Origin of the sequence: Psychrobacter sp. Pi2-1, assembly GCF_904846645.1 — a bacterium.
Lineage (GTDB): Bacteria > Pseudomonadota > Gammaproteobacteria > Pseudomonadales > Moraxellaceae > Psychrobacter.
In genome coordinates, this window is sequence record NZ_CAJHBO010000010.1 from 18,030 (window position 1) to 40,228 (window position 22,199).

The following is a 22,199-nucleotide window of genomic DNA, read 5'->3' on the forward strand; positions in this document are numbered from 1 at the left end:
TAATCCTTATTCGTTATTCGCTGTTTCACTAGTAGAATCAGTAGTATTCGCTACTTCTTCACCAGCATCAGCCATTTGTACATCTTGACCAGCTTTTAAGGTAACATAGGCTTTTTTGTAGTCGTTACGACGGCCAATGCTTTTACCAAAACGCTTTGTCTTACCTTTAACATTCAAAGTGTTTACTTTAGTGACTTCAACACCTTCAAACATCAACTCAACTGCTTTCTTGACTTCAAGCTTAGTAGCATTAGAATCAATTTTAAATACCTGCACACCAAGTGAGTCGCCAAGCATTTGAGATTTTTCTGAGAATACAGGCCCTCTTAAGACCTGATAAAGTCTTGCGTTATTCATGCTAGTGCTTCCTCAAATTGTTTCGCAGCTTCAACTGACATGATCACTTTATCAAATGCGATCAAGCTCACTGGGTCCACTTCATTTGTACCAAGTACATTGACGTGTGGAATGTTGCGAGCAGCTAAGTATAAGTTTTCATCAACTTCTTTAGTAACGATTAGTGCACGAGGTGCATTCAAATCGTTTAACTTAGCAATCAGTTCTTTGGTTTTCGGCCCAGAAACGCTCAACTCTTCTACCAAAATCAGACGCTCTTGACGAATCAATTCTGCTAGGATGCACTGCATCGCACCGCGATACATTTTACGGTTTACTTTCTGTGACCAATCTTGTGGTTTTGCAGCGAATGCACGACCACCTGAACGCCAGATTGGGCTACGAATAGAACCCGCACGAGCGCGACCAGTACCTTTTTGGCGCCATGGCTTAATACCACCGCCAGAAACTTCGGCACGTGTTTTTTGTGCGCGTGTACCTTGGCGAGCACCAGCTAAATAAGCGGTGACGACTTGATGCACTAGTGCTTCGTTGAATTCACGACCAAATGCCGTATCAGAAAGCTCAACCGCCGCACCTGTAACTGTTTTTAAATCCACGTTAATCCCCTTGCTTAGGCTTTGACTGACGGACGTACGATAACATCGCCACCGGTGGCACCTGGGATAGCACCCTTGATGACAAGTAACCCTTTTTCGGCATCAACCGAAATCACTTCTAGGCCTTGAACGGTAACACGTTTGTTACCCATCTGACCCGCCATCTTCTTGCCTTTGAATACTTTACCTGGTGACTGGTTTTGACCAGTTGAACCATGCGCACGATGAGACACTGAGTTACCATGAGTAGCATCTTGCATACTAAAGTTGTGACGCTTAACAGGGCCTTGGAAACCTTTACCTTTGCTCTGTCCTGTCACATCAACCATCTGACCTTGTTCGAACAAGTCAGCTAGAATCTCGCCACCAATCTCACGACCTTCAAGATCGCTTTCGTTGGCACGGAATTCCCAAACACCACGGCCAGCTTTAACACCAGCTTTAGCGAAGTGACCCTTTTGTGCAGCTGTTACGCGGCTGTCACGACGAGTACCTGTGGTAATTTGGATGGCTTGATAACCATCTACATCAGTATTTTTTACTTGAGTAATGCGGTTTGCATCGACCTCAACAACTGTTACAGGGATAGATGCGCCTGTTTCAGTGAAGACACGGGTCATGCCGCACTTTTTACCGACTAAACCGATCGCCATTTTAGACCTCTTTATATCTTATATTAATGGGTTGGGTGTTTAATGTGCATTAACCCAAAGCAATTTGAACGTCAACACCCGCCGCTAAATCTAATTTCATTAGCGCATCCACAGTTTTGTCAGTTGGCTGAACGATATCAACCATACGCTTATGAGTACGGATTTCGTACTGGTCACGAGCGTCTTTGTTAACGTGTGGTGAGGTTAGAACGTTGAAGCGCTCAATGCGAGTCGGCAACGGTACAGGACCACAAACTTGCGCACCGGTGCGCTTTGCAGTATCAACAATCTCTTGTGCAGATTGATCAATCAGACGATGATCAAAAGACTTAAGACGGATACGGATTCTCTGGTTAGCCATGCCAGCAAGCTCCTAATATGTGCCTTTGTCATTCTTGCGTCGCAAGACCATGATCAAAAGCAGTTTGGTTAAATATTCACTTAAAGCGGCCTTCTGTTCTTAACCAGAATGAGTTCTTTATCCGAACTTATAGCGTGCCAAAAGCAAAATAGTTTAAAGCCCCGCCAACCCTCCTATTAATTGGAAAGTAGCAAAGGCATAATGAAATAGTGCTAGAAACGATGCTCTAGCTGTCATAGCGCCAGCTTTTTTTATTCAGCTGCGCATATATAATTCAGTGGTGTATATTATACATAGTATTTTAGGTATTGCAAGAGCAATCTCTAGTATGATTAGAGATTGCCATTCTTAGACTAGCGACTAATCACACAAATATTTTCATCTGAAATTATTATTTTTTTTGAATAATATTAATCTAAAACAATATCATACTGCTCTTGGGTATATAGATTCTCTACATCAAAAGTAATCACCCTACCCAGTAAATACTCTAAATCGGCCACTGTGTCTGACTCTGTCGTAAGCAGTAAGTCAATGACTGCCGCATGAGCCACCACTGTGAACTTTTTGGGAGAATTATAAGTGCGTGCGCAGCGCATAATCTCACGGAAAATCTCAAAGCAAACGGTTTCTGCGGTTTTAACAAACCCTCGTCCTTGGCAAGTCGAGCACGGCTCACAAAGCTGTTGGCCTAATGATTCACGCGTGCGCTTACGTGTCATCTCTACCAGTCCAAGCTCACTAACCTGCGTAATCTTTGTTTTTGCATAATCTTGAGTAAGCTGCGCCTGTAAGCTCTCAAGCACGTCATCTTTATGCTGCTGCTCAAGCATATCGATAAAATCTAGAATAATAATGCCGCCTAGATTACGTAGTCGTAGCTGACGGGCGATAGCATGTGTGGCTTCTAGATTAGTCTTATAGACCGTATCCTCTAATGAGCGACCGCCCACAAAAGAGCCTGTGTTAACATCAATCGTGGTCATTGCTTCCGTCTGATCAATAATCAGATAACCGCCAGATTTTAGATCGACACGGCGTTTTAATGCATCACGCAAGTCGTCCTCGACACGGTGTACATCAAATAGCGACTGCTCTGCAGTGTAATGCACAATTCGATCATAGACGAATGGAACAAACTCTTTGGCAAAGTATCTGACTTGCTCATAAATCTGCGTATTATCAATGATGACTTTTTCAGTATCAGCGTGAACCAAGTCACGGATAGAACGTAATGGTAATGACAGTTCTTGATAGATCAGCTCTGAGCTCTGATGATGATTAATCTCTTGGCGACGAGCACAGATAGTACGCCACAGCTGCAATAGGTAATAGATGTCCTCTTCTAGCTTATCGACAGGCACACGCTCAGCAGCGGTACGGGCAATCAGTCCACCTTTTAGATTGACCGTTTGCATTAGGCTACTAAGCTCATTCTTTAATCGGCTACGCTCTTCTTCGCCATCAATACGCTGCGATATACCAATATGATCACTCGATGGCAAATATACTAGATAACGTGATGGTAGTGAGATGTTGGTCGTTAGACGAGCACCTTTGCTCCCTAACTGATCTTTGGTTACCTGTACCAAAATACGCTGACTTTCATGTAGGCGATGCTGAATCAATGTTTTAGACGCTGGTACTATTTCTGTGCTTTGCGCACTGACAATAGGCGGTGTCACAGCCAAGCTATCAGCAGCAGCATTGGTAGTCGCATCGTCCTCATTTATCTCGTGCTTAGTGGCCTTAGCCGCTTTGTTTTTTTCTGCAACGGGGCGTGGTTCACGCTGCATATCGTTGACATGTAGAAATGCGGTCCGTGATTGACCAATATCTACGAAGGCTGCCTGCATACCAGGAAGGACACGTACGACCGTCCCCAGATAGATATTGCCGACCAACCCCAGTTTGTGATGTCGTTCAATATAAATCTCGCCCAAAATACCATTGTCTAAAACCGCAACACGGGATTCCATTGGACTAATATTAATCAGCAGCTCTTCGGACATAGTTTTTTCTCTTATCTCTCAGCTTTCTTATTAGACGGTCATCGCCTATTAGATTGACAGTGTAACAAATGCGACTTGCTCTTGCCCATTACCCTACCGTGTCATTATGTGCATATCCCATTATAACGGGTTGACTGTGTCCATACTGCCTTCTGTCATTTCTTTGATTAGTGCCAGTGTTTGTGCCAGTGGCAGACCAACGACATTGGTATAGCTGCCATTAATACGACTGACCCATGTAGCACCAAGTCCTTGAATGCCATATCCACCTGCTTTATCAGCAGGTTCGCCACTATTCCAGTAGTCGCTCATCATCTGTGTCGTCAGTGGTATAAAAGTCACTTCCGTACGTTCAGTGATTCGCTGCTGGTTAATAATTTGCAAGCACTGTGTAGGTTCTGATGGGCTTGGTTCTGCTATAGGCAATGGCTGTACTTGAGTCGCTTGAACGGCAGTCCATACTTCGTGGACGTTATCAGACATACGCTGCCACATACTATATGCGTGCTCACGACCGACGGGCTTGACCAATACTGTCTTGCCATCTGACAGCACGCCAATGGTATCAGAAGTCAAAATAATAAACGGCGATGTAGGGCTCTCGTGATTTGCTTGAGATGTGTCGCTTAATTGTTGTATCGCGGCATCGGCTTTGGTTGCGACCATACGTTCGATATAATCTGTCGGCGACTCATTATCCAACGGCGTCTCATCAATATCCACGCTCAAGATAGTAAAGTCTAGTTGCGCTCTTTCTAGTAACTCACGACGACGCGGGGAGCCAGACGCTAAAACGATATCCATCGATTTTCTCTTCATTTATAAATTTATGATGTGTGTGGTCATACAGTATTATGGACAGAGCAAGCTAAGCTGTTAACCAAAGTGACAGCTATAGCTAATGACTCATTAACGCGAAAACTTGCGCAACGCAAACAGTACGAGTGGCCAGCTAATGATGCTCATAAACAATGACAAAGCAGACTGGGCGACAAAGACGTTTTGAATAAACATCTGTAGTATCCATAGATTTAACTGAAAGACAATCAGCCCTAGACTAGCAATTAACCAAGCGCTAACGGTATTCAACTGTCTGACATAGATACTGGTAATTTTGATAACCAGTGCAACAACAACAGCAGCAAAAGCTTGCTGCCCTAAATGGGTATCCATCAATAAATCAGCAATCAGTCCAACTGTAAATGCGGTGAAAATACCCACATAGCGCGGCTGAAACAGCAACCAATAAATCAGTACCATAATCATGACCATGGGACGCAATGTGGCCATGCTTGGGCTTAACGGATAGACATTAAGTGATGATGCAGCGATGAAACTTAGAACAATCACAACTATCAATAGTACCGTGGCATTCTCAGAATCAGGATACGACATGGGTACTTACCTTAGCGAGTGTTTGATGGTTGCTGTTATATTGTTGATTGGATATTGGCAAGGTGAATACCATAAGTGAGCAGTTTTAAAACGTTAATACTGTGGCTTACGTCGTTATCTACGGAGCAATAGCAGCAGCATTGTTCTCATTTAGCAGCTTGTCTTGAAGTATTAATACATAGGCATTGTCAATAAAGTTAGCTGCTGGAGTAACTTCGATCGTTCTAAAGTTATCGGTTTGCTCGTCTTTGACATGCGCGATACGCCCTACTCGATAGCCTGCCGGAATACGACCGCCCAATCCTGACGACACTAGCTCATCACCTACTCGCACATCCGATGTTTTGAAGACGTAATTGAGACTTAATGAAGATGGAATACCTTGGCCTGTGACGATAGCACGCTGACCAGTACGCTTAACAGTAACCGCAACTGACTGCTGCTCATCTGTAATCAACAACAGACGGCTAGTATTCGGATAGACATTGATAATCTGTCCTAATACACCGTCTTCATCGATGACCGTTTGCCCAACTTGTACGCCATCTTGCTCACCTTTATTAAGCACCACAATCTGTCTGAGCAAATTGGTATCTGTACCGATGACTTGCGCCAAATTAAGATCGAATTGCTCGGGCTTGGTGGTAGATAAGATACCTTGCAGGCGTGCGTTCTGCGCCAAGATATAATCTTGCTGTTGTAGCTTGGCATGCGCGTGTATCAATTGCGACTTTAGCTGCATGTTTTCGCGACGCAGTGCTTCTTTTGACTGCAAGCTGCCACCTGCCCAATGCTTAGCATAGCTTGGTAATAGAGACAGCTCATAGATAGGCTGCATGGCGGCATGACTGGTGCTACGTACTGGCTTAAACCAATCAGAGTTTTTGCTATCAAACCACATCAAAATTAAGGCTGCTATCAATACAATAACAGTCTTACGAAGTGATAACGGCTGGCGAGCAAAAATACTTGGAGTCATAAGTCGTCTGATTTAAGGATTCTAAAATGAACAATAGCACTTATTTACAGCATGAGTGTTTATCGAGGATATTGGGTTCTAGCACAAATGAATGCAATTAAAGGTAGCACAATCGGCTACCTTTAATTTTATATATAGTCAATTTTCTATAAATTGGATACGGTGTCAGTCACGCTCATCCTAATACTTGTAGTACTTTCGCTTGCCTTCCTTATATCCAAATTATATTGAGCCAACTATATTTATAGTTTCATCATTCACATAAATCGTCATTATCATGTATTGCCAATACTATAGGGCAATTAAGGATAAAGATGACTTAAACAAAAATCATGTTTAAACTTTTGTTATTGATGAAATCAAGCGCGATACCACCACCACGGCTAACGCAGGTTAGTGGGTCTTCTGCTACCGTCACTGGCAAACCAGTCTCTTGTGAGATAAGTTTGTCTAAGTCACGTAATAGCGCGCCGCCACCTGTCAATACGATGCCACGCTCAGCGATGTCTGATGATAACTCTGGCGGAGTCTGCTCAAGTGCTACTTTTACAGCGCTAACAATACCGCTCAATGGATCAGTCAACGCTTTTTGCACTTCTTCTGAATTGACAGTAAAGGTCTTTGGCACACCTTCTGCCATGCTACGACCACGAACTTCTACTTCTAGTTGGCTGTCTTCATTCAATGCAGAACCGACTTCTTTTTTGATGCGCTCAGCGGTTGTCTCACCGATGACACAACCATGCGTACGGCGTACATGAGTAATGATCGCTTCATCAAACATATCGCCACCGATACGAATCGACTCAGCATATACGCAACCAGACAGTGCGATAACAGCAATCTCAGTTGTACCACCACCGATATCCACAACCATAGAACCACTGGCTTCATGAACTGGCATACCAGCACCGATAGCCGCAGCCATTGGCTCTTCTAGCAATAGTACTTTGCTAGCGCCTGCTGATGACACTGCCTCACGAATCGCCTTGCGCTCAACTAGAGTAGACTTGCATGGTACACACACCACGACGTTAGGCTGTGCCATAAAACGCTTGGCTTTTACTTTAGCGATAAAGTGCTTAAGCATTTTTTGCGTCACTTCAAAATCAGCAATCACACCGTCTTTTAACGGGCGAATTGCTGTGATGTTCGCAGGCGTACGACCTAGCATCTGCTTGGCATCGATACCAACAGCGGCGACGGTCGGGTTTTGAGTACGATTGCTTCGTAACGCGACCACCGTAGGCTCGTCAAGCACGACGCCTTTATTAGGAATAAAAATTAGGGTGTTCGCAGTACCGAGGTCGATAGCGATATTATTTGATAAAAATCCAAACAGGTTCATGACTAATATATCCAGCGTCTTACGAATGAGGCGAATGAGATTGACTGAGGTGTTACTCGTCAGTGTTGAGCAGGTCGTCGTTAAACATTACTTGTGGCAACAGTTAATCATCCCAACAAGTCAAAATTCAAACAATAATGATGAAATGAAAAAACTGAGCTAAATTATACCGATTTAGCTCAAAAAAAACATAGATATTTGCATCAGTAAGTAAGGATTTTTGTCTTAGACGCCAAAAGTTGTTACAAAGTTTGAAATAGTAGCGAATATCATTCAACTCAATGAAACATCATTTAATCTGATAACTAACAAGGCTCTACAGGCAGATGAATGTTTTGCTTAATAGCAGATGCATACTGTAACGTATTTTAGAAGCTAATTGGAGAGCAATTGAGGAACAATGATGAATTAGAGGGTCAGTTTTGCAATTCTCTGTAAATCATTGTGTCTGAATTGGCATTATGGCTCGGCTAGCACCATATCTTATTCAATATTACGTCTTTATCAATTCAGCCTGTTGGTTGAGATTGTGCATCAATCAAGCGTCATGCTCTGTAAACTTGAGCCAGATGCTTTATAATAAGCCCACTTACTATTTATCTATATTTTAGTTGTTTCTATTTTAGCGCTTACGTATTTTCGTTTTCGCAACCAACTACTCTAACAAAAACTGTCCTTAACTGGAGAAACTATGTCTCAGCAGCCAGCAACGTCTGACAGCAACGTCAGCCGTGAAGAAATCCTAGAAGTTGCCAACCTTGCCCGCTTAGGTGTCGATGAAAGTACAGCCGATAGCTATGCTGATGATATCAGTAAAGTATTAAAACTGATGAATACGCTATCTAACGTTGATACTACAGACATCAAGCCACTGGCCAATATCCATGAAGCTTGCCAAGAGTTGCGTGCTGATGTGGCAAAACATGATATCAATCGTGAGCGTAATCAATCAGTCGCGCCTACCGTAGAAGAAGGCTTATATCTAGTGCCTCAGGTGATTGAATAAGAGTGGCTGAATAATACAACCACGCATTTGCCATTATCCTATTTTATTTTATGCTATTAACATTTTGACGGACGACACCTTATGTCTGAACTTCATTTATTAAGTACCGAGCAGCTCATTACTGGCTTGCAAAACAAACAATTTAGCAGCGCAGAATTAACCGAACATTACATCAAGCGTATCGATGCGTTAGACAGCAAGATCAACAGCTTTATCACTCATACCTCTGAGACAGCACGCGCACAAGCTAAAGCGGCAGATGAGATGCGTGCTCAGGGCGATCAGCGTCCACTACTTGGCGTACCAATGGCGCACAAAGACATCTTTTGTACCCAAGGCGTACTGACCACTTGTGGCTCAAAGATGCTACATAACTTTGTCTCACCATATGACGCGACCATCGTCTCTAATATCGACAAAGCTGGCATGATTAGCTTAGGTAAGCTCAATATGGATGAGTTTGCGATGGGCTCAGACAACAGTAGCTCTTACTACGGTACGGTACAGAACCCTTGGAACCTAGAGCGCGTCCCTGGTGGCTCGTCAGGTGGTAGTGCTGCCGCCGTTGCCGCAGGTTTTGTTCCTGTTGCTACCGGTAGTGATACGGGTGGCTCTATTCGTCAGCCTGCCTCATTCTGTGGCCTAACAGGTATCAAACCTACTTATGGCCGTGTGTCACGTTTTGGTATGATTGCCTACGCTTCAAGTTTGGATCAAGCTGGTAGCATGGGACGCAGCGCTAAAGATTGTGCTTACTTGCTACAGCCAATGATTGGTCATGATCCGCGCGATGCAACTTCTATTAAGTACGAGATGCCTGACTACATACAAGACATCAATGATGCCCAAGCTGCTGCTGGTGATAAGCCATTTGCTGGCTTGCGTATTGGTGTGGCCAAAGAATACTTTGGTACAGGGCTTGATAGCGAAGTCGAGCAAGCAGCACGTGCCGCGCTCAAAAAATACGAAGAGCTAGGTGCAACGATTGTAGAAGTGAACATTACTGATCCTGAGATCACACTTGCCACTTACTATATGCTAGCGCCTGCCGAAGCATCATCGAACCTATCACGCTTCGATGGCGTACGTTTTGGCTATCGCTGTGAGAACCCAACCGACCTTATCGATCTATATACACGCTCACGCTCTGAAGGCTTTGGCCCTGAAGTACAGCGCCGTATTTTGACAGGGACTTATGCGCTATCGGCTGGTTATTTCGATGCTTACTATACTAAAGCACAGAAAATTCGCCGTTTGATCGTCAAAGACTTCGACGAAGCCTTTGCTAGCTGTGATGTGATTGCTAGCCCAACTGCACCGACAGCTGCTTATAAGCTTAGTGAAGACCTAGATCCTGCAACGATGTATTTAGGTGACGTTTATACCATCGCGGTCAACCTAGCGGGTCTACCTGCACTCAGTCAGCCAGTTGGTTTGACGACAGAAGGCCTCCCTATTGGCTTACAATTAATCGGTAAGCACTGGCAAGAGAGTCAACTGCTCACGACTGCGCATCTGTTCCAGCAGCATACCGACCATCACCTACAACACTCTACCATCGCAAAGGAGACGGTATAATGAGTACAGCTACTACTGATAACAATGCCGTCCGTGAACACGCGGTGCGTAAAGAGCTATTTGTCGATGGCTATGAAGTGGTCATCGGTATCGAGATTCACTGCCAGCTAAATACGGAAAGTAAGATCTTCTCAAGTGCGCCGACTGACTTCGGTCATGAGCCAAACAGCCAAGCAAGTATCGTCGATTTGGGTTTGCCTGGCGTATTGCCAGTGCTAAATGCTGGCGTGGTCGATCGCGCATTAAAATTCGGTATCGGTGTCAATGCTGAGCTGGGCCTGTTTAATACGTTTGACCGTAAAAACTACTTTTACCCTGACTTGCCTAAAGGCTATCAAATCACCCAGATGGCCAATCCTATCGTAGGCGTTGGCTATATTGATGTCGTCGTCAACGAAGGCGAAAAGAACGAATACCCTAAACGTATGGGTATCACCCGCGCGCATCTAGAAGAAGATGCGGGTAAATCTGTACATGACGCAGTCGATGGTATGACGGGTGTGGATTTGAACCGTGCTGGTACGCCACTAATCGAAATCGTCTCTGAGCCAGACATGCGCTCAGCTCACGAAGCACTTGCCTACATCAAAGCCATCCATCAGCTAGTCACTTGGCTAGGTATCTCAGACGCAGTGATGGCCGAAGGCTCATTCCGCTGTGACTGTAACGTCTCTGTGCGCAAGCCAGGCGCTGATCTCGGTACACGTACTGAGCTAAAAAACCTAAACTCGTTCCGCTTTATCGAACGTGCTATCAATCGTGAAATCGAACGTCAAATCGATATCTTAGAAGATGGTGGCAAAGTCGTACAAGCGACGATGCTATATGATCCAGAGCGTGATGAAACGCGTACCATGCGTACCAAAGAAGACGCCAACGACTATCGCTACTTCCCTGATCCTGACCTGCTACCTGTCCGTATCGAGCAGCATACGGTTGATGCGATCAAAGCAGCAATGCCAGAATTACCATTCGCTCGTCGCGCACGCTTTGAAGAAGCGCTTGGTCTGTCAGAATACGACGCTCGTATCTTGACTGGTAGTCGTCAAATTGCTGATTACTTCGAAGATGTAGTGGCTGAAATCGGTCAACAAGATGCTAAAATGGCTGGTAACTGGGTCATGGGCGACTTGCTCGGCGCGCTAAACAAAGATGACACAGATATCATCGACTCTCCTATCAGCGCCAAACAATTGGCTGGCATGCTCAAGCGTATCAAAGATGACACGCTATCTGGCAAATTGGCCAAAAAAGTCTTTAGTGCTCTATATGAGCGCGAAGGCGGCGATGGCGATGATGCAGCAGATAAAATCATCAAAGACAAAGGCCTCAAGCAAGAAACCGATACTGGCGCTATCAAAGCAATGGTAGAAGAAGTCATCGCAAAAAATGAAGCGATGGTCGAAGAATATCGCGGCGGTAAAGAAAAAGCCTTTAACGGTCTGGTCGGTCAGGTCATGAAAGCCAGTCGCGGTAGTGCTAACCCACAGCAAGTGAACCAAATTCTAAAAGAATTATTGGGTTAACATTGGCTGCTAAGCGATTATACTGACTATGCTAGGCAGAATAATATTGTAGATTTTGGCTGCTAGAAATAGCCCTTGCAATATACATAATTTTGCGTAAAATAGTCAGTCACTCGGGGCGTAGCGCAGTCTGGTAGCGCACTACACTGGGGGTGTAGTGGTCGCAGGTTCAAATCCTGCCGTTCCGACCAAACATAGCAGTAAAGAGAAAAGCCAATCATTGTTTTCAATGGTTGGCTTTTTTTTGTGCTAAATTTGGTGGGTGATTGTATGATGTTTTGATTGAGCAAATAATAATAAAAATCTTGCAAGGCATGACAAGTAATCGAAATCCAGCCGTTCATACACCTTTAGGCTGGCACTGCCTTGTACCTACTTTGTTTTAAGGGTGTAGAGGTGTGAATTGTGGGATTACTAGATGAAGCAAGAGAGAAAGCGAACTGCTATATATCACCAAAAGATTTCTTATGTTTCATGTCGTATAAGCTAGGAGAGCCAATTCAAGAGATCGTATCTTTTTTGCTGTATAACAATTTTGATGAGCTAGTAAACGAATATTACATAGACCGACATTACCGCATTTATTCGTGCAACGATATTGATCGTAAGTATAAAACCAGTACGCTATTTCATGAGATCGCAAAAGATGGCTTTCTCGACTATATGATGTTTTGTAATTCTTTTTATGATGATTGCCTAGAAGATGATGATGCAGATTTAGATTTTTATGAGCCTATTGAAATAGACTTTTATTATAGTTTGGAAGAATTGCAGAAAATTGGCTTTTTAAAGAAGCTCAACCTGCCTTTAGAGAAAGGTAGGACGCTAGATTATAGCGTGACTGGCGATGATATGGTAACAGCAAAAGAGCCTAAAGACGGGATAAGAACATTTAAACTAATAGACACTAATGTCGTAAGTGAGGCTGAAAGAGCCAAGCAAGAACAGTCTATAATAGATGAGTATGGCGAGAACTCACAAGCTCATAACTTTCATAAGCTTATTACAATGGCATCAAGAGGAAAGCTTCCACAGCAAAAAACAGGATTTAAGAGTGACAAACAAATTATTAATGAACTTCAAGAGCAAGTAGCGCAGCTTACTACTTATCATAACAAAGCACAGGACAAAGTAGCCGAACTTGAAAACCGACTAGCACAAGCCAAAACTGAAATAGTAGACAAGTCAGCTAATGACGAGCCAACACACCATAAAAGTGTAGGTTCTATGCAAGCGTTAGTCACCACACTTATTAAAATGGCTGAATATGATAAAGAACACTTAGCCGATCCTTATGGAGAACTTAATAAGCTTATTCAAGCTAAGGCTGAGGCGTTAGGACTCTCTGTTAAAAAAGACTTCATTGCAAAATGGCTAAAGAAAGCTGATGAGGTTCTATAGAACTCTGCCATTTTCTATATAGAACTATCGAACTACCCTATTTCATAAAATAAATCCATACCAGCCGCAGCAATCAAGTTACGGTAAATTATGGAGCTAGACACATGAAACAGAGAAATCATATCCCAACTAAGCCAAAACAAAAACCATCTCAATATCAGCCTAAATGGCAACTCTCTCTACTTAAGGCGGTAGTTAGCATTCTACTATACTACCTGCTATCACCTCCTGATATCAGCATTCACATCCATCACATTCATATCCTGTTTTAACGTAAGAAAGCCTAGCACTGCCCTAGCGGATACTTGTCATCTATAGACTTTTATTGAGCGAGCCGTTAGGGTAAATGCTACATCTTCACACTGGTTTATGCTATGTCCGAGCCTGTCAATCAGCCCACATTTAATCACCTCATGAATGACGCTCCTTGGGAACGTTACCGCCGACCTTATGTGCGCGATTTGGCTTATGTGTTGGCATGCCCTAATGTTTTGACACAGTGGCTAGACTTTGCGCCACATCAGAATACACATACGGTTGCCGTGCATAGCGCACAATTTTGGCAGACGCAGTTTGAGGCGTATGAGCAACGATTAACAGAGCTAGACACCACTGCCGCCTATCAAAAGCTGACTCGCTATTTACTCAAACGCCCTAGCCCCAATCGTCTGGGTTTTCATTTTGAGGGCTTACTGTCATTTTGGTTAGAGGATGGATTTGCGCGCAAGCTGCATCCGTATGAGACACTGGCTAGCAACGTGCAGCTCTATAATGGCAAGCAGACGACTGGTGAGCTTGATTTGATTTTGTATAACCATGCAGAACAGCTGGTTGAACATTGGGAGCTAGCCATTAAATTTTTTATGTGTTCAGCACCTTTTGAACCTGTGAACTGGGTTGGAATCAATTCCAATGACAATCTACAGCGCAAAATGACACACATGCAAACCAAGCAGTTTAGAGCGGTGTGGGTAGATACAGAAAATCATGGACAGGTAAAAATCGATAAGCGTTATGGCGTGATTAAAGGGCGATTCTTTTTACCGATTAACACAACTGGTTGCAGTGATTATGATTGGCCATATTGGCTAACGCCGAGCTTTCCGATGCATAAGTGGTGTGATAAGAGAGACATGGCAAGTCTTGCAACGATTGACACTACAGTATTGCGAGCCGCGCATTATATTGAATGGTTCACCAAGCGCGACTTTTATGATGAGCGAAATGCTTATGGTGGTCATCAGCAGCCAATAGTTTGGTCAGATAGAGAGCTACCTAAAACAGGTTTATATTTTGAAGGTAATCGACCAATCGTTATTTATCCAAGGCAGTCAGACCAAATCAATGAATAAATTTAGCTAATCTAAACTCTTAAGATGAAACTGCTTGGATAATGTTTTAGCCTTAACAATCGGACAGCTTTCACAGAATACTTAATAACTCTCAATCACTTGCATTAACTCATATCTAAGCATATCGGCACTCGGCATCCGCTCAGCGTGGAAGCGCACCATAGCGATACCTGCACTGGCAAGCGCCTTATCTTTTTTATCATCCGCTTTTTGGCGGGCTTTGCTACTATGCGTCCAGTCATCAAGCTCGATAGCGACCAGGGTAGTCTGAGCATCGACATCCACAATCACATAGTCAACGCTCTGACGGCAGATACGATTGAACCAAAAGCTACGCTCTGATGTCTCGCTACTATTAGCTTCAATGATCCGTGACAGCTGTACTTGGACAAATATATGATACTCCGGCAGCGCATTTTTTAACTTATTAAAAAATATTACTTCCGTATCGGTCATGATTGGCATCGGCGCAAATGGCCAGATCGCTAGCTCATCACCGCGCACAGGTTTTGGATCAGGCTCAACGACGGGGCGCTTTGCTAATAGCTTCGGTAACGTAATCAGCCCCAAAAACCCAACGGCCAATATTAAGAATATAACACCAAACGACATGGTTCTACCTTATACAGTATGAGAGTGATGGGCTAATTGTCATTATTGATAGCAATTAATAATGCGCCGACCACGACGAGGCAACCTATATAGGCTGACAGGTTATACAACAATGGATTATGAAAATGGCGCTCATCTTAACTAAGGCGGCGCCAATCAGCAATCTATAAAACAAAAAACACGACAGTATTTGTCGTGTTTTCATATAAAGTAGATAAAAGCCGAATCGAAACCGTTAGCAACGCTCTAGCTTAACGCCAGTAAAGCACCCAAGCGCTGGTCGTATTTACTTTAGGGTCACTATTGATTTTATCTTTTAGTGCTAAGGCTGCGACTTTGCCACGTTCAGGCCCAACCACGACACGAACACCGCGACTGGTCGCACTGGTCTTGACTTGATAACCTGCTGCTCGGAACTTTTTCGCTAACTCATCTGCTTTGGCTTGGTCATTTGCTAGAGCCACTTGCACCCCAAAGCTACCCTTAGCGTCTGTTTCTTTAACTTCTTTACGTGCTTCACTCAGTTTTTGCTGCGCTTCACGTTTGGCATCGGCAGATTTCTTAGCCAGCGCTTCTTCTTGTTGGCGCTTCTTCTCACGTGCTTGTTCAGCGGCCGCCGCTTCACGCTCTAAACGTTGTACCTGTTTGCTCGATGGGATGGTGATACTCTGACCCAGTTGTAGCGCTGCTGATGGAGATAGGTTGTTGGCTTGAGCCAATACTTCTACAGGCATATTATATTGTCTTGCCAGTTTTATGAGTCCATCACCTTTCTTAATCTGATATTCAGAAGGCGATTTGGGTGGCTCGTTTTTTGCCGCTTCAGCTGCTTCTCTTTTTCTCTCAGCCGCTGCTTGAGCTTCAGCCTGCTTTTTTTCTTCGGCTAGTTTCTCTGCCTCCGCTTGTTTTTTGCTCTCAGCAAGTTTTTTGGCGGCCGCTTGCTCTTTGATAGCCGCTTGCCTTTGGGCTTCTTGTTGCTCTTGAGCCGCCTTTTGCTTTTCGGCTTCGCTAGACTTTGTAGTATCAGTAGCAGACTGACTCTCAGTACGAGGCTGAACGGTCAGATCTGTAGTAACGTCTTTTGTAGACTCGGTACTGCTGGTTTCATCAGGAGTTGGCGCACTATTATCGACATATTGCTGGCTCTCAGCACGTGCCTTGGCCAATGCTTCTGCTTCAGCAATCTCCTGCTCTGTCAAAAACTCTTTTGCACGTTTTTCTTGCTCTGCAACGCGGGCTGCACGCTCTTTTTGCTTTTGAGCAAGGATACGCTTTTCTGTTTCAATATCAGTTGTGAGCGGCTGCGGAGACTCTTGCTCCGAGCTTGATTTATCGACCATCGCTGACATCGGCTCTGGTTGGTCACTATCGCCAATCTGTTGCACCATGGCGTATAGCATCACGCTACCGCCGATAATCATCCCAATGCCCAATAAGGCTTGTCTCGAAAAGTTCATCCGTTTACGTCTCTTAGTTGGTAATAAGGTTGATTGAGCGACGCAGCGACTATCTCAAAGCAGTATATCAAATCGCTTTAATCATAATCTCTTACCGCCAGTTACTGTCAGTTAATGCCATCAGGGTTGAAAATTTGTGTCGACCATCTTCTACTAGTCTGGCAAATCATTTTGATTATAAAGCATATTTTTCATGCTGTCTGCTATCTGGCTACGACTAAGATTAACATTAAACCGGCACTATTTTAACTTAAATTATCATACGCTAAGGGCACTTAATGCTTCCCCAATCGTATGAAACGAACCGCATACGACGATAAGGTCTTGCGGTTGGCTCGCCTCTATCACTGCATGGGTCGCTGTATGCAAACCATCGAACTCATATATATTGGTGCTATCGACATATTTAACCAAAACAGCTTGCAGCTGCTCAGTAGTCGCGGCACGAGGGTAATCAATCTCAGCGATAAACCAATCACTAATCGGTAAGCCTGCTTGGGTTAAGCGCTGCACAACCTTATCAATATCTTTATCACCAAGCATAGAGAACAGCATCTTTATCTTTGGTGTAGGGATATTCGCTGAGCTATCTTGATTATTTTGCTTGGCTACATGCTGCTGCCAAAATGGTAATAGCTGCGCTAATAAGAACTCAACGCCTTGCTCATTATGCGCTACGTCAAATAACCAATGGCGATTATGGCTCTCACGATAATCGAAACGTCCAGCTAATTTGACAGTTTGTAGTGCTTGTTCAATGGCCTTGATACCGACATCTAATGGACTTGCTAATACGGCTGATAATGCATTGGCGGTGTTAGTCAACGATAGCGCAGGCCGTGGTAATTGCAAGGTAACTGCCGCATTACTGTATTGCCAAATCATTGAGTCAATATCGCGGTAGCTAAAATCTTGTCCAATCTGATAACAAGTTGCCTGCTGGGTATCGATGGATTGTTGCACGCTATCTGGCATTTCAATAGCACCGTAAATCAGAGGAATGCCGTTGCGCAAGATACCTGCTTTTTCGCGACCAATATCCTCGACATTATCACCCAACCAGTCAACATGATCGATACCAATATTGGTAATAACTGCCATGTCAGGATCAATGATATTGACCACATCTAGTCGTCCACCCAATCCTACTTCTAATACCCACACGTCACAGTCTGCTTCAGCGAATATCAATAGCGCTGCTAGTGTGGTCATCTCAAAGAACGACAACGTCAACTCGCACTGTAAGCGTGCCGCCTCTACTTTGCTAAAAGCCTCAATCAGCGTCTGGTCGCTGACCATCTCGCCATTGATACGTACACGCTCATTAAAAGCGCTAAGATGCGGCGACTGATATAGCGCCGTCTTGTACCCTGCGGCTTTACACATTTCGGCGATGACAGCAGTTGTAGAACCTTTGCCATTGGTACCTGCCACAGTAAATACATAAGCATCATCTTTCGCTGACTGCACCACTCCTAACGCTTCTGCGACAGGCAATACACGTGACAACCCCATATCGATTGCAGACACATGAATCTGCTGCATATAATCGAGCCACTCAGTTAGGCTAGCACTTTCATTAGGACTATGGGCGTTGGGGCTGCGAAGGTCAGATGCTAAAAGGTCAGACATAAATAAAACCTATATAAAATTTAATAAGAGATAAAAATATATGTGTTAGCTAAAACCAAAAATAGCACTTACCGTGCAATGACGATAAATGCTATTAGGGGTCTTGCATATGCAGTAGATGTTAGCACGCAGCTAAGTCATTATGCACTCAATAAATGATTCATTATACTAAGTCACCTTATCGAGCATCTCATTTTACTGAGCATCTACATTTGGTACGCGGCATAGTTTTGCAAGTAGACGATAAATCGTATCGATTAGCTGATGACGATGTACTACTTCATCCACCACACCATGCTCTAATAAGAACTCAGCGCGCTGGAATGGCTCTTCTAGCGTCTCACGTACAGTCTGCTCAATCACGCGCTTACCAGCAAAGCCAATCATCGCTTTTGGTTCTGCTAGATGAATATCACCCAGCATCGCCAGTGATGCAGTTACGCCGCCGTATACCGGATTGGTCAATACCACAATGTAAGGAATCCCAGCGATTCTTAGACGCTCAATCGCTGCTGCCGTGCGTGCCATTTGCATCAATGACAGTAGGCCTTCTTGCATACGTGCACCGCCAGAAGCGGCAAAGCAAACCAAAGGTATTTTTTGCTCTAGCGCTTTTTCAGCTGCTTGAACGAAACGATCGCCAACAACTGAACCCATTGACCCGCCCATAAAGCGGAAATCAAAAGCACAGGCAACGATATCAAGGTTACGCAGTTTGCCATACATAGCAACCAACGCCTCAGACTCACCTGTTTTTTCTTGTGCTTCACTCATACGCGCAGGATATGGCTTACTATCCACAAAGCTCAATGGATCTTTTGCCGTAAATTCTTGTCCTGTCTCGCCGTCTACTTGATCAAGCAGCCAGTTCAAACGCTCACGAGCACTCATCGGTAAATGATGATCACAATGCGGGCACACATAACAGTTAAAAATCAGCGCTGTGTTGGTAATCATCGAATGACAATTACTACACTTGGTTGATGGTTCAGTCTCTACCGCAGACAGTGGCGCAGTCAAATGCTGCTTGATACCTGGGATAGGACGGTTAAACCATGATTGCCTATCCGCATTGCTGTTTGGCGCGGCTTTAGCAGTATTGTTATCGGGTTTTGTTATTGTATCAGTCATATTATTTGCCATCATAAAAGGCTTATTGACAAGTTTGCTCATTCGCTTGTCATTGAGAGTTTAATGGTTGTCTAAACAAAGCGTCTAATACAGTCATAACATGAGCAGTCATGCGACATACTGATAAATAAATCTCGTATGTCGGTAATTTGATTATGCGCTTGTTGATAGATAATGTATTTGCCAATCAAAATGACGAATAAACCACTGCTATCAAACACCATATAATAGTGATGTTAGTTTACACTCGTAAACTAATTTTAGCAAAGTCATTTAGTATTGTCTTCACGTAAAGCTTTTAAGTAAAGTCTTAGGTAAACAATAGCTACAATTTGACTTTGCCGTTTCAAATAACTAATTCTTCAAATAACTATCTCTTCAAGTAACAACAATATGAAAGCAATAGCTATTAAGCACTTAGGCTGTCTAACGCTTCACGTAGCTCATCCATTTTTGCCATGATGTTCTGCTGTGCATTTGCAACCGCAGCGGTATCGTTAGCATCAATATCGGCAAAATTCTGTACCAATGCACTACCGACGATAACGCCATCCGCATGAGTACCGATCGCTTTTGCAGAAGCTCCATCACGGATACCAAAGCCGACGCATACTGGCAGGTCTGTTTCTGCTTTGATTGCCTGAACTTGAGTTGCGACATCGTCAGTATCTAGTGTGGCTGAACCAGTCACGCCTTTTAGTGATACATAATAAATATAGCCACCACAATGAGTCAATACTTGCTCACGGCGCTCGGGCAACGTCGTTGGCGATAGCAAGAAAATCTCATTCATCGAATGATCGGTCAAATGCTGAGTGAAGCTACCTGCTTCTGCTGGCGGTAAATCTACCATCAATAAACCATCAACGCCTGACTGCTCGCATAGCGCGACAAAGTTGTCATAGCCGATGATTTCAACAGGATTAAGATAGCCCATTAAAATAATTGGCGTCTTCGTATCTGTTTGACGGAACTCTGCAACCATCTTTAATGCATCACGAGTACTCGTACCTGCTGCTAATGCACGCTCGCCAGCCAAGGCAACGGTTGGACCATCGGCCATTGGATCAGAGAATGGTAAACCGACTTCGATCATATCAGCGCCGTGTTTGACAAGATCATGTAGCAAGCCAACAAAGTTACTCGGATTGGGATCGCCTGCCATGACATAAGGAATCAGGGCTTTTTTATTTTGTGATTTTAAGATTTCAAAGGTACTTTCAATTCTGGTCATAGTGGTCTCTTAATTGTTATAAACTGGCTTGTTTGACCTTTCATTTAATAATCTATATTGAACAATAAAAGGTCAAACAATTTTTCTTATAAAGAAGAATCTAGTAACTTATAGATTTGATAACTTATAAAGATATTCGTTACTACATCTCGATCCCTTCTGCCTTCATTACTGAATGCAAATCCTTGTCACCGCGACCTGACATATTAACGACGATCGTCTGATCAGGGGTCATGGTTTTAGCCAGCTTCAATGCATAAGCGACGGCATGAGCAGTCTCAAGCGCAGGGATGATACCTTCTTTGCGCGTGGCTTCATGGAAACCTTCTAGCGCCTCCAAATCAGTACAGCCGACATACTCAACACGCTTCATGTCTTTTAGGAAGCTATGTTCTGGGCCAACGCCAGGATAATCAAGACCTGCTGAGATAGAATGCGTCTCCTGAATCTGACCATCATCATCTGCCATTAGGTACGTACGGTTACCATGTAGCACGCCGATACGCCCTGCAGCCAATGGCGCAGAATGACGACCTGATTCGATACCATCGCCTGTTGCCTCGACGCCATACATCTTAACTTCAGTATCGTTTAGGAAGTCAAAGAACAAACCGATAGCGTTTGAGCCACCGCCAACACAGGCAACCAATGCATCAGGCATTTTACCTGTTTTTTCTAAATGCTGGATACGGGCTTCTTTACCAATAATCGCTTGGAAATCACGCACCAATAGCGGATAAGGGTGCGGACCTGCCACCGTACCGATAATATAATACGTGCTATCGACATTAGTTACCCAGTCACGCATGGCTTCGTTCATTGCGTCTTTGAGCGTACGTGAACCAGAGGTCACAGGCACAACTGTCGCACCAAGCAAGCGCATACGATAGACGTTCATCTTTTGACGCTCGACATCGTCGGCACCCATATAGACGATACATTCTAGCCCTAAGCGTGCTGCAATCGTTGCCGTTGCGACACCATGCTGACCTGCGCCCGTCTCAGCAATAATGCGTTTTTTACCGCACATTTTGGCAAGCAATGCTTGACCGATCGTATTGTTTACTTTGTGCGCGCCTGTATGGTTGAGGTCTTCACGCTTAAAGTAAATTTGCGCACCGCCGATTTCATCGCTCAAACGCTTAGCATGATACAACGGCGTTGGACGACCGACATAATTGACCAAATCATTGTGATACTCTTCCCAGAATGCTGGGTCTGCCTTAACCTTGGTATAAAGCGTTTCTAGCTCTTCTAGAGCAGCCATTAGCGTCTCAGAGACAAAACGCCCCCCATGTACACCGAAATGACCGCGCGCATCAGGATACTGGTTAAAGTCCTGTACGTTTTCAGGATTGGTAAAAGTGTTTACAGACTGTGCGGTAGCAGATAAATCTTTGTTCTCGACATGACTCATGATAATTCCTACTGTAATAAGTGGTATTTTTTAGATAACTTTAGATAAATAGAGAGAAAATAATAAAAAGGATAACAATCTAATAAGATTTAAGCAGAAAAATCGGAATAACGAGCAACTAAGCAGATTATGTATGACAAATAGCTTAA

At 43.9% G+C, this 22,199-nt stretch carries 20 protein-coding genes and 1 tRNA gene; 6 read left to right on the plus strand and 15 right to left on the minus strand.

Going from position 1 to position 22,199, the window contains the following annotated elements:
• Positions 1-6: 6 nt before the first annotated feature.
• The 9 genes from rplW to JMX91_RS07395 all read right to left on the minus strand — a co-directional run bounded on the left by rplW (position 7) and on the right by JMX91_RS07395 (position 7,704).
• On the minus strand, positions 7-357 hold the full coding sequence (gene rplW, locus JMX91_RS07355) for a 50S ribosomal protein L23 (RefSeq protein WP_057758700.1): 351 nt from the start codon (positions 355-357) through the stop codon (positions 7-9).
• The gene (rplD, locus tag JMX91_RS07360) at positions 354-956 is read right to left on the minus strand and encodes a 50S ribosomal protein L4 (protein ID WP_057758698.1); all 603 of its coding nucleotides are present in this window, start codon (positions 954-956) and stop codon (positions 354-356) included. The genes rplW and rplD overlap by 4 nt, the downstream gene beginning before the upstream one ends.
• A gap of 14 nt (positions 957-970) precedes the next feature.
• Positions 971-1,609: a 50S ribosomal protein L3 gene (gene rplC, locus JMX91_RS07365; protein ID WP_057758696.1), complete on the minus strand. Its 639-nt coding sequence runs from the start codon at positions 1,607-1,609 to the stop codon at positions 971-973.
• 49 nt (positions 1,610-1,658) lie between these two features.
• Entirely contained in the window at positions 1,659-1,970 is a 312-nt protein-coding gene (rpsJ, locus tag JMX91_RS07370; protein ID WP_010196670.1) for a 30S ribosomal protein S10, read from the minus strand.
• A gap of 410 nt (positions 1,971-2,380) precedes the next feature.
• The gene (locus JMX91_RS07375; protein ID WP_201548324.1) at positions 2,381-3,982 is read right to left on the minus strand and encodes an Rne/Rng family ribonuclease; all 1,602 of its coding nucleotides are present in this window, start codon (positions 3,980-3,982) and stop codon (positions 2,381-2,383) included.
• 120 nt (positions 3,983-4,102) lie between these two features.
• Entirely contained in the window at positions 4,103-4,786 is a 684-nt protein-coding gene (locus tag JMX91_RS07380; protein WP_201548325.1) for a Maf family protein, read from the minus strand.
• Between the two features lie 105 nt (positions 4,787-4,891).
• A complete protein-coding gene (gene mreD, locus JMX91_RS07385) occupies positions 4,892-5,377 on the minus strand; it encodes a rod shape-determining protein MreD (protein WP_057758689.1) in 486 nt (161 codons plus the stop codon).
• Positions 5,378-5,495: 118 nt separating this feature from the next.
• Positions 5,496-6,356, minus strand: coding sequence for a rod shape-determining protein MreC (mreC, locus tag JMX91_RS07390; protein ID WP_102077941.1), 861 nt, complete (start codon positions 6,354-6,356; stop codon positions 5,496-5,498).
• Positions 6,357-6,675: 319 nt separating this feature from the next.
• The gene (locus tag JMX91_RS07395; protein ID WP_082624553.1) at positions 6,676-7,704 is read right to left on the minus strand and encodes a rod shape-determining protein; all 1,029 of its coding nucleotides are present in this window, start codon (positions 7,702-7,704) and stop codon (positions 6,676-6,678) included.
• A 691-nt stretch (positions 7,705-8,395) separates the two neighbouring features.
• On the opposite strand from JMX91_RS07395, the gene gatC reads away from it, so the two are divergent.
• The 6 genes from gatC (at position 8,396) to JMX91_RS07425 (ending at position 14,567) form a co-directional block, all read left to right on the plus strand.
• Positions 8,396-8,710, plus strand: a complete 315-nt coding sequence (gene gatC / locus JMX91_RS07400) for an Asp-tRNA(Asn)/Glu-tRNA(Gln) amidotransferase subunit GatC (protein WP_201548326.1) — start codon at positions 8,396-8,398, stop codon at positions 8,708-8,710.
• An 81-nt stretch (positions 8,711-8,791) separates the two neighbouring features.
• The gene (gene gatA / locus JMX91_RS07405; protein ID WP_201548327.1) at positions 8,792-10,288 is read left to right on the plus strand and encodes an Asp-tRNA(Asn)/Glu-tRNA(Gln) amidotransferase subunit GatA; all 1,497 of its coding nucleotides are present in this window, start codon (positions 8,792-8,794) and stop codon (positions 10,286-10,288) included.
• Positions 10,288-11,814: an Asp-tRNA(Asn)/Glu-tRNA(Gln) amidotransferase subunit GatB gene (gatB, locus tag JMX91_RS07410; RefSeq protein ID WP_201548328.1), complete on the plus strand. Its 1,527-nt coding sequence runs from the start codon at positions 10,288-10,290 to the stop codon at positions 11,812-11,814. Before gatA ends, gatB begins: the two co-directional genes overlap by 1 nt.
• Before the next feature lie 114 nt (positions 11,815-11,928).
• Positions 11,929-12,005 (plus strand) — tRNA-Pro (locus tag JMX91_RS07415).
• Positions 12,006-12,219: 214 nt separating this feature from the next.
• On the plus strand, positions 12,220-13,215 hold the full coding sequence (locus JMX91_RS07420) for a hypothetical protein (RefSeq protein WP_201548329.1): 996 nt from the start codon (positions 12,220-12,222) through the stop codon (positions 13,213-13,215).
• A 374-nt stretch (positions 13,216-13,589) separates the two neighbouring features.
• Positions 13,590-14,567: a DUF1853 family protein gene (locus tag JMX91_RS07425; RefSeq protein WP_201548330.1), complete on the plus strand. Its 978-nt coding sequence runs from the start codon at positions 13,590-13,592 to the stop codon at positions 14,565-14,567.
• 81 nt (positions 14,568-14,648) lie between these two features.
• On the opposite strand, the gene JMX91_RS07430 is transcribed toward JMX91_RS07425, so the two are convergent.
• The 6 genes from JMX91_RS07430 to trpB form a co-directional block, all read right to left on the minus strand.
• Positions 14,649-15,179 (minus strand): DUF2726 domain-containing protein, encoded by a 531-nt coding sequence (locus JMX91_RS07430; protein WP_101204933.1) that lies wholly within the window; start codon positions 15,177-15,179, stop codon positions 14,649-14,651.
• Between the two features lie 251 nt (positions 15,180-15,430).
• Positions 15,431-16,636, minus strand: coding sequence for an SPOR and LysM peptidoglycan-binding domain-containing protein (locus tag JMX91_RS07435; RefSeq protein WP_201548332.1), 1,206 nt, complete (start codon positions 16,634-16,636; stop codon positions 15,431-15,433).
• Between the two features lie 258 nt (positions 16,637-16,894).
• Positions 16,895-18,268 carry a bifunctional folylpolyglutamate synthase/dihydrofolate synthase gene (locus JMX91_RS07440; protein WP_201548333.1) on the minus strand — a complete coding sequence of 458 codons (1,374 nt, stop codon included), beginning with the start codon at positions 18,266-18,268 and terminating at the stop codon, positions 16,895-16,897.
• Between the two features lie 195 nt (positions 18,269-18,463).
• On the minus strand, positions 18,464-19,411 hold the full coding sequence (accD, locus tag JMX91_RS07445) for an acetyl-CoA carboxylase, carboxyltransferase subunit beta (protein WP_201548379.1): 948 nt from the start codon (positions 19,409-19,411) through the stop codon (positions 18,464-18,466).
• A gap of 397 nt (positions 19,412-19,808) precedes the next feature.
• Positions 19,809-20,633, minus strand: a complete 825-nt coding sequence (trpA, locus tag JMX91_RS07450; protein WP_201548334.1) for a tryptophan synthase subunit alpha — start codon at positions 20,631-20,633, stop codon at positions 19,809-19,811.
• Between the two features lie 142 nt (positions 20,634-20,775).
• Positions 20,776-22,050 (minus strand): tryptophan synthase subunit beta, encoded by a 1,275-nt coding sequence (gene trpB / locus JMX91_RS07455; RefSeq protein ID WP_201548335.1) that lies wholly within the window; start codon positions 22,048-22,050, stop codon positions 20,776-20,778.
• Between the last annotated feature and the right edge of the window lie 149 nt (positions 22,051-22,199).

Excerpts from the sequence above, each read along its gene's own strand:
- rplW (WP_057758700.1), bottom strand. The coding sequence starts at position 357 with ATGAATAACGCAAGACTTTATCAGGTCTTAAGAGGGCCTGTATTCTCA.
- rplC (WP_057758696.1), bottom strand. The coding sequence starts at position 1,609 with ATGGCGATCGGTTTAGTCGGTAAAAAGTGCGGCATGACCCGTGTCTTC.
- rpsJ (WP_010196670.1), bottom strand. The coding sequence starts at position 1,970 with ATGGCTAACCAGAGAATCCGTATCCGTCTTAAGTCTTTTGATCATCGT.
- JMX91_RS07375 (WP_201548324.1), bottom strand. The coding sequence starts at position 3,982 with ATGTCCGAAGAGCTGCTGATTAATATTAGTCCAATGGAATCCCGTGTT.
- JMX91_RS07380 (WP_201548325.1), bottom strand. The coding sequence starts at position 4,786 with ATGGATATCGTTTTAGCGTCTGGCTCCCCGCGTCGTCGTGAGTTACTA.
- mreD (WP_057758689.1), bottom strand. The coding sequence starts at position 5,377 with ATGTCGTATCCTGATTCTGAGAATGCCACGGTACTATTGATAGTTGTG.
- mreC (WP_102077941.1), bottom strand. The coding sequence starts at position 6,356 with ATGACTCCAAGTATTTTTGCTCGCCAGCCGTTATCACTTCGTAAGACT.
- JMX91_RS07395 (WP_082624553.1), bottom strand. The coding sequence starts at position 7,704 with ATGAACCTGTTTGGATTTTTATCAAATAATATCGCTATCGACCTCGGT.
- gatC (WP_201548326.1), top strand. The coding sequence starts at position 8,396 with ATGTCTCAGCAGCCAGCAACGTCTGACAGCAACGTCAGCCGTGAAGAA.
- gatA (WP_201548327.1), top strand. The coding sequence starts at position 8,792 with ATGTCTGAACTTCATTTATTAAGTACCGAGCAGCTCATTACTGGCTTG.
- gatB (WP_201548328.1), top strand. The coding sequence starts at position 10,288 with ATGAGTACAGCTACTACTGATAACAATGCCGTCCGTGAACACGCGGTG.
- JMX91_RS07425 (WP_201548330.1), top strand. The coding sequence starts at position 13,590 with ATGTCCGAGCCTGTCAATCAGCCCACATTTAATCACCTCATGAATGAC.
- JMX91_RS07430 (WP_101204933.1), bottom strand. The coding sequence starts at position 15,179 with ATGTCGTTTGGTGTTATATTCTTAATATTGGCCGTTGGGTTTTTGGGG.
- JMX91_RS07435 (WP_201548332.1), bottom strand. The coding sequence starts at position 16,636 with ATGAACTTTTCGAGACAAGCCTTATTGGGCATTGGGATGATTATCGGC.
- JMX91_RS07440 (WP_201548333.1), bottom strand. The coding sequence starts at position 18,268 with ATGTCTGACCTTTTAGCATCTGACCTTCGCAGCCCCAACGCCCATAGT.
- accD (WP_201548379.1), bottom strand. The coding sequence starts at position 19,411 with ATGGCAAATAATATGACTGATACAATAACAAAACCCGATAACAATACT.
- trpA (WP_201548334.1), bottom strand. The coding sequence starts at position 20,633 with ATGACCAGAATTGAAAGTACCTTTGAAATCTTAAAATCACAAAATAAA.
- trpB (WP_201548335.1), bottom strand. The coding sequence starts at position 22,050 with ATGAGTCATGTCGAGAACAAAGATTTATCTGCTACCGCACAGTCTGTA.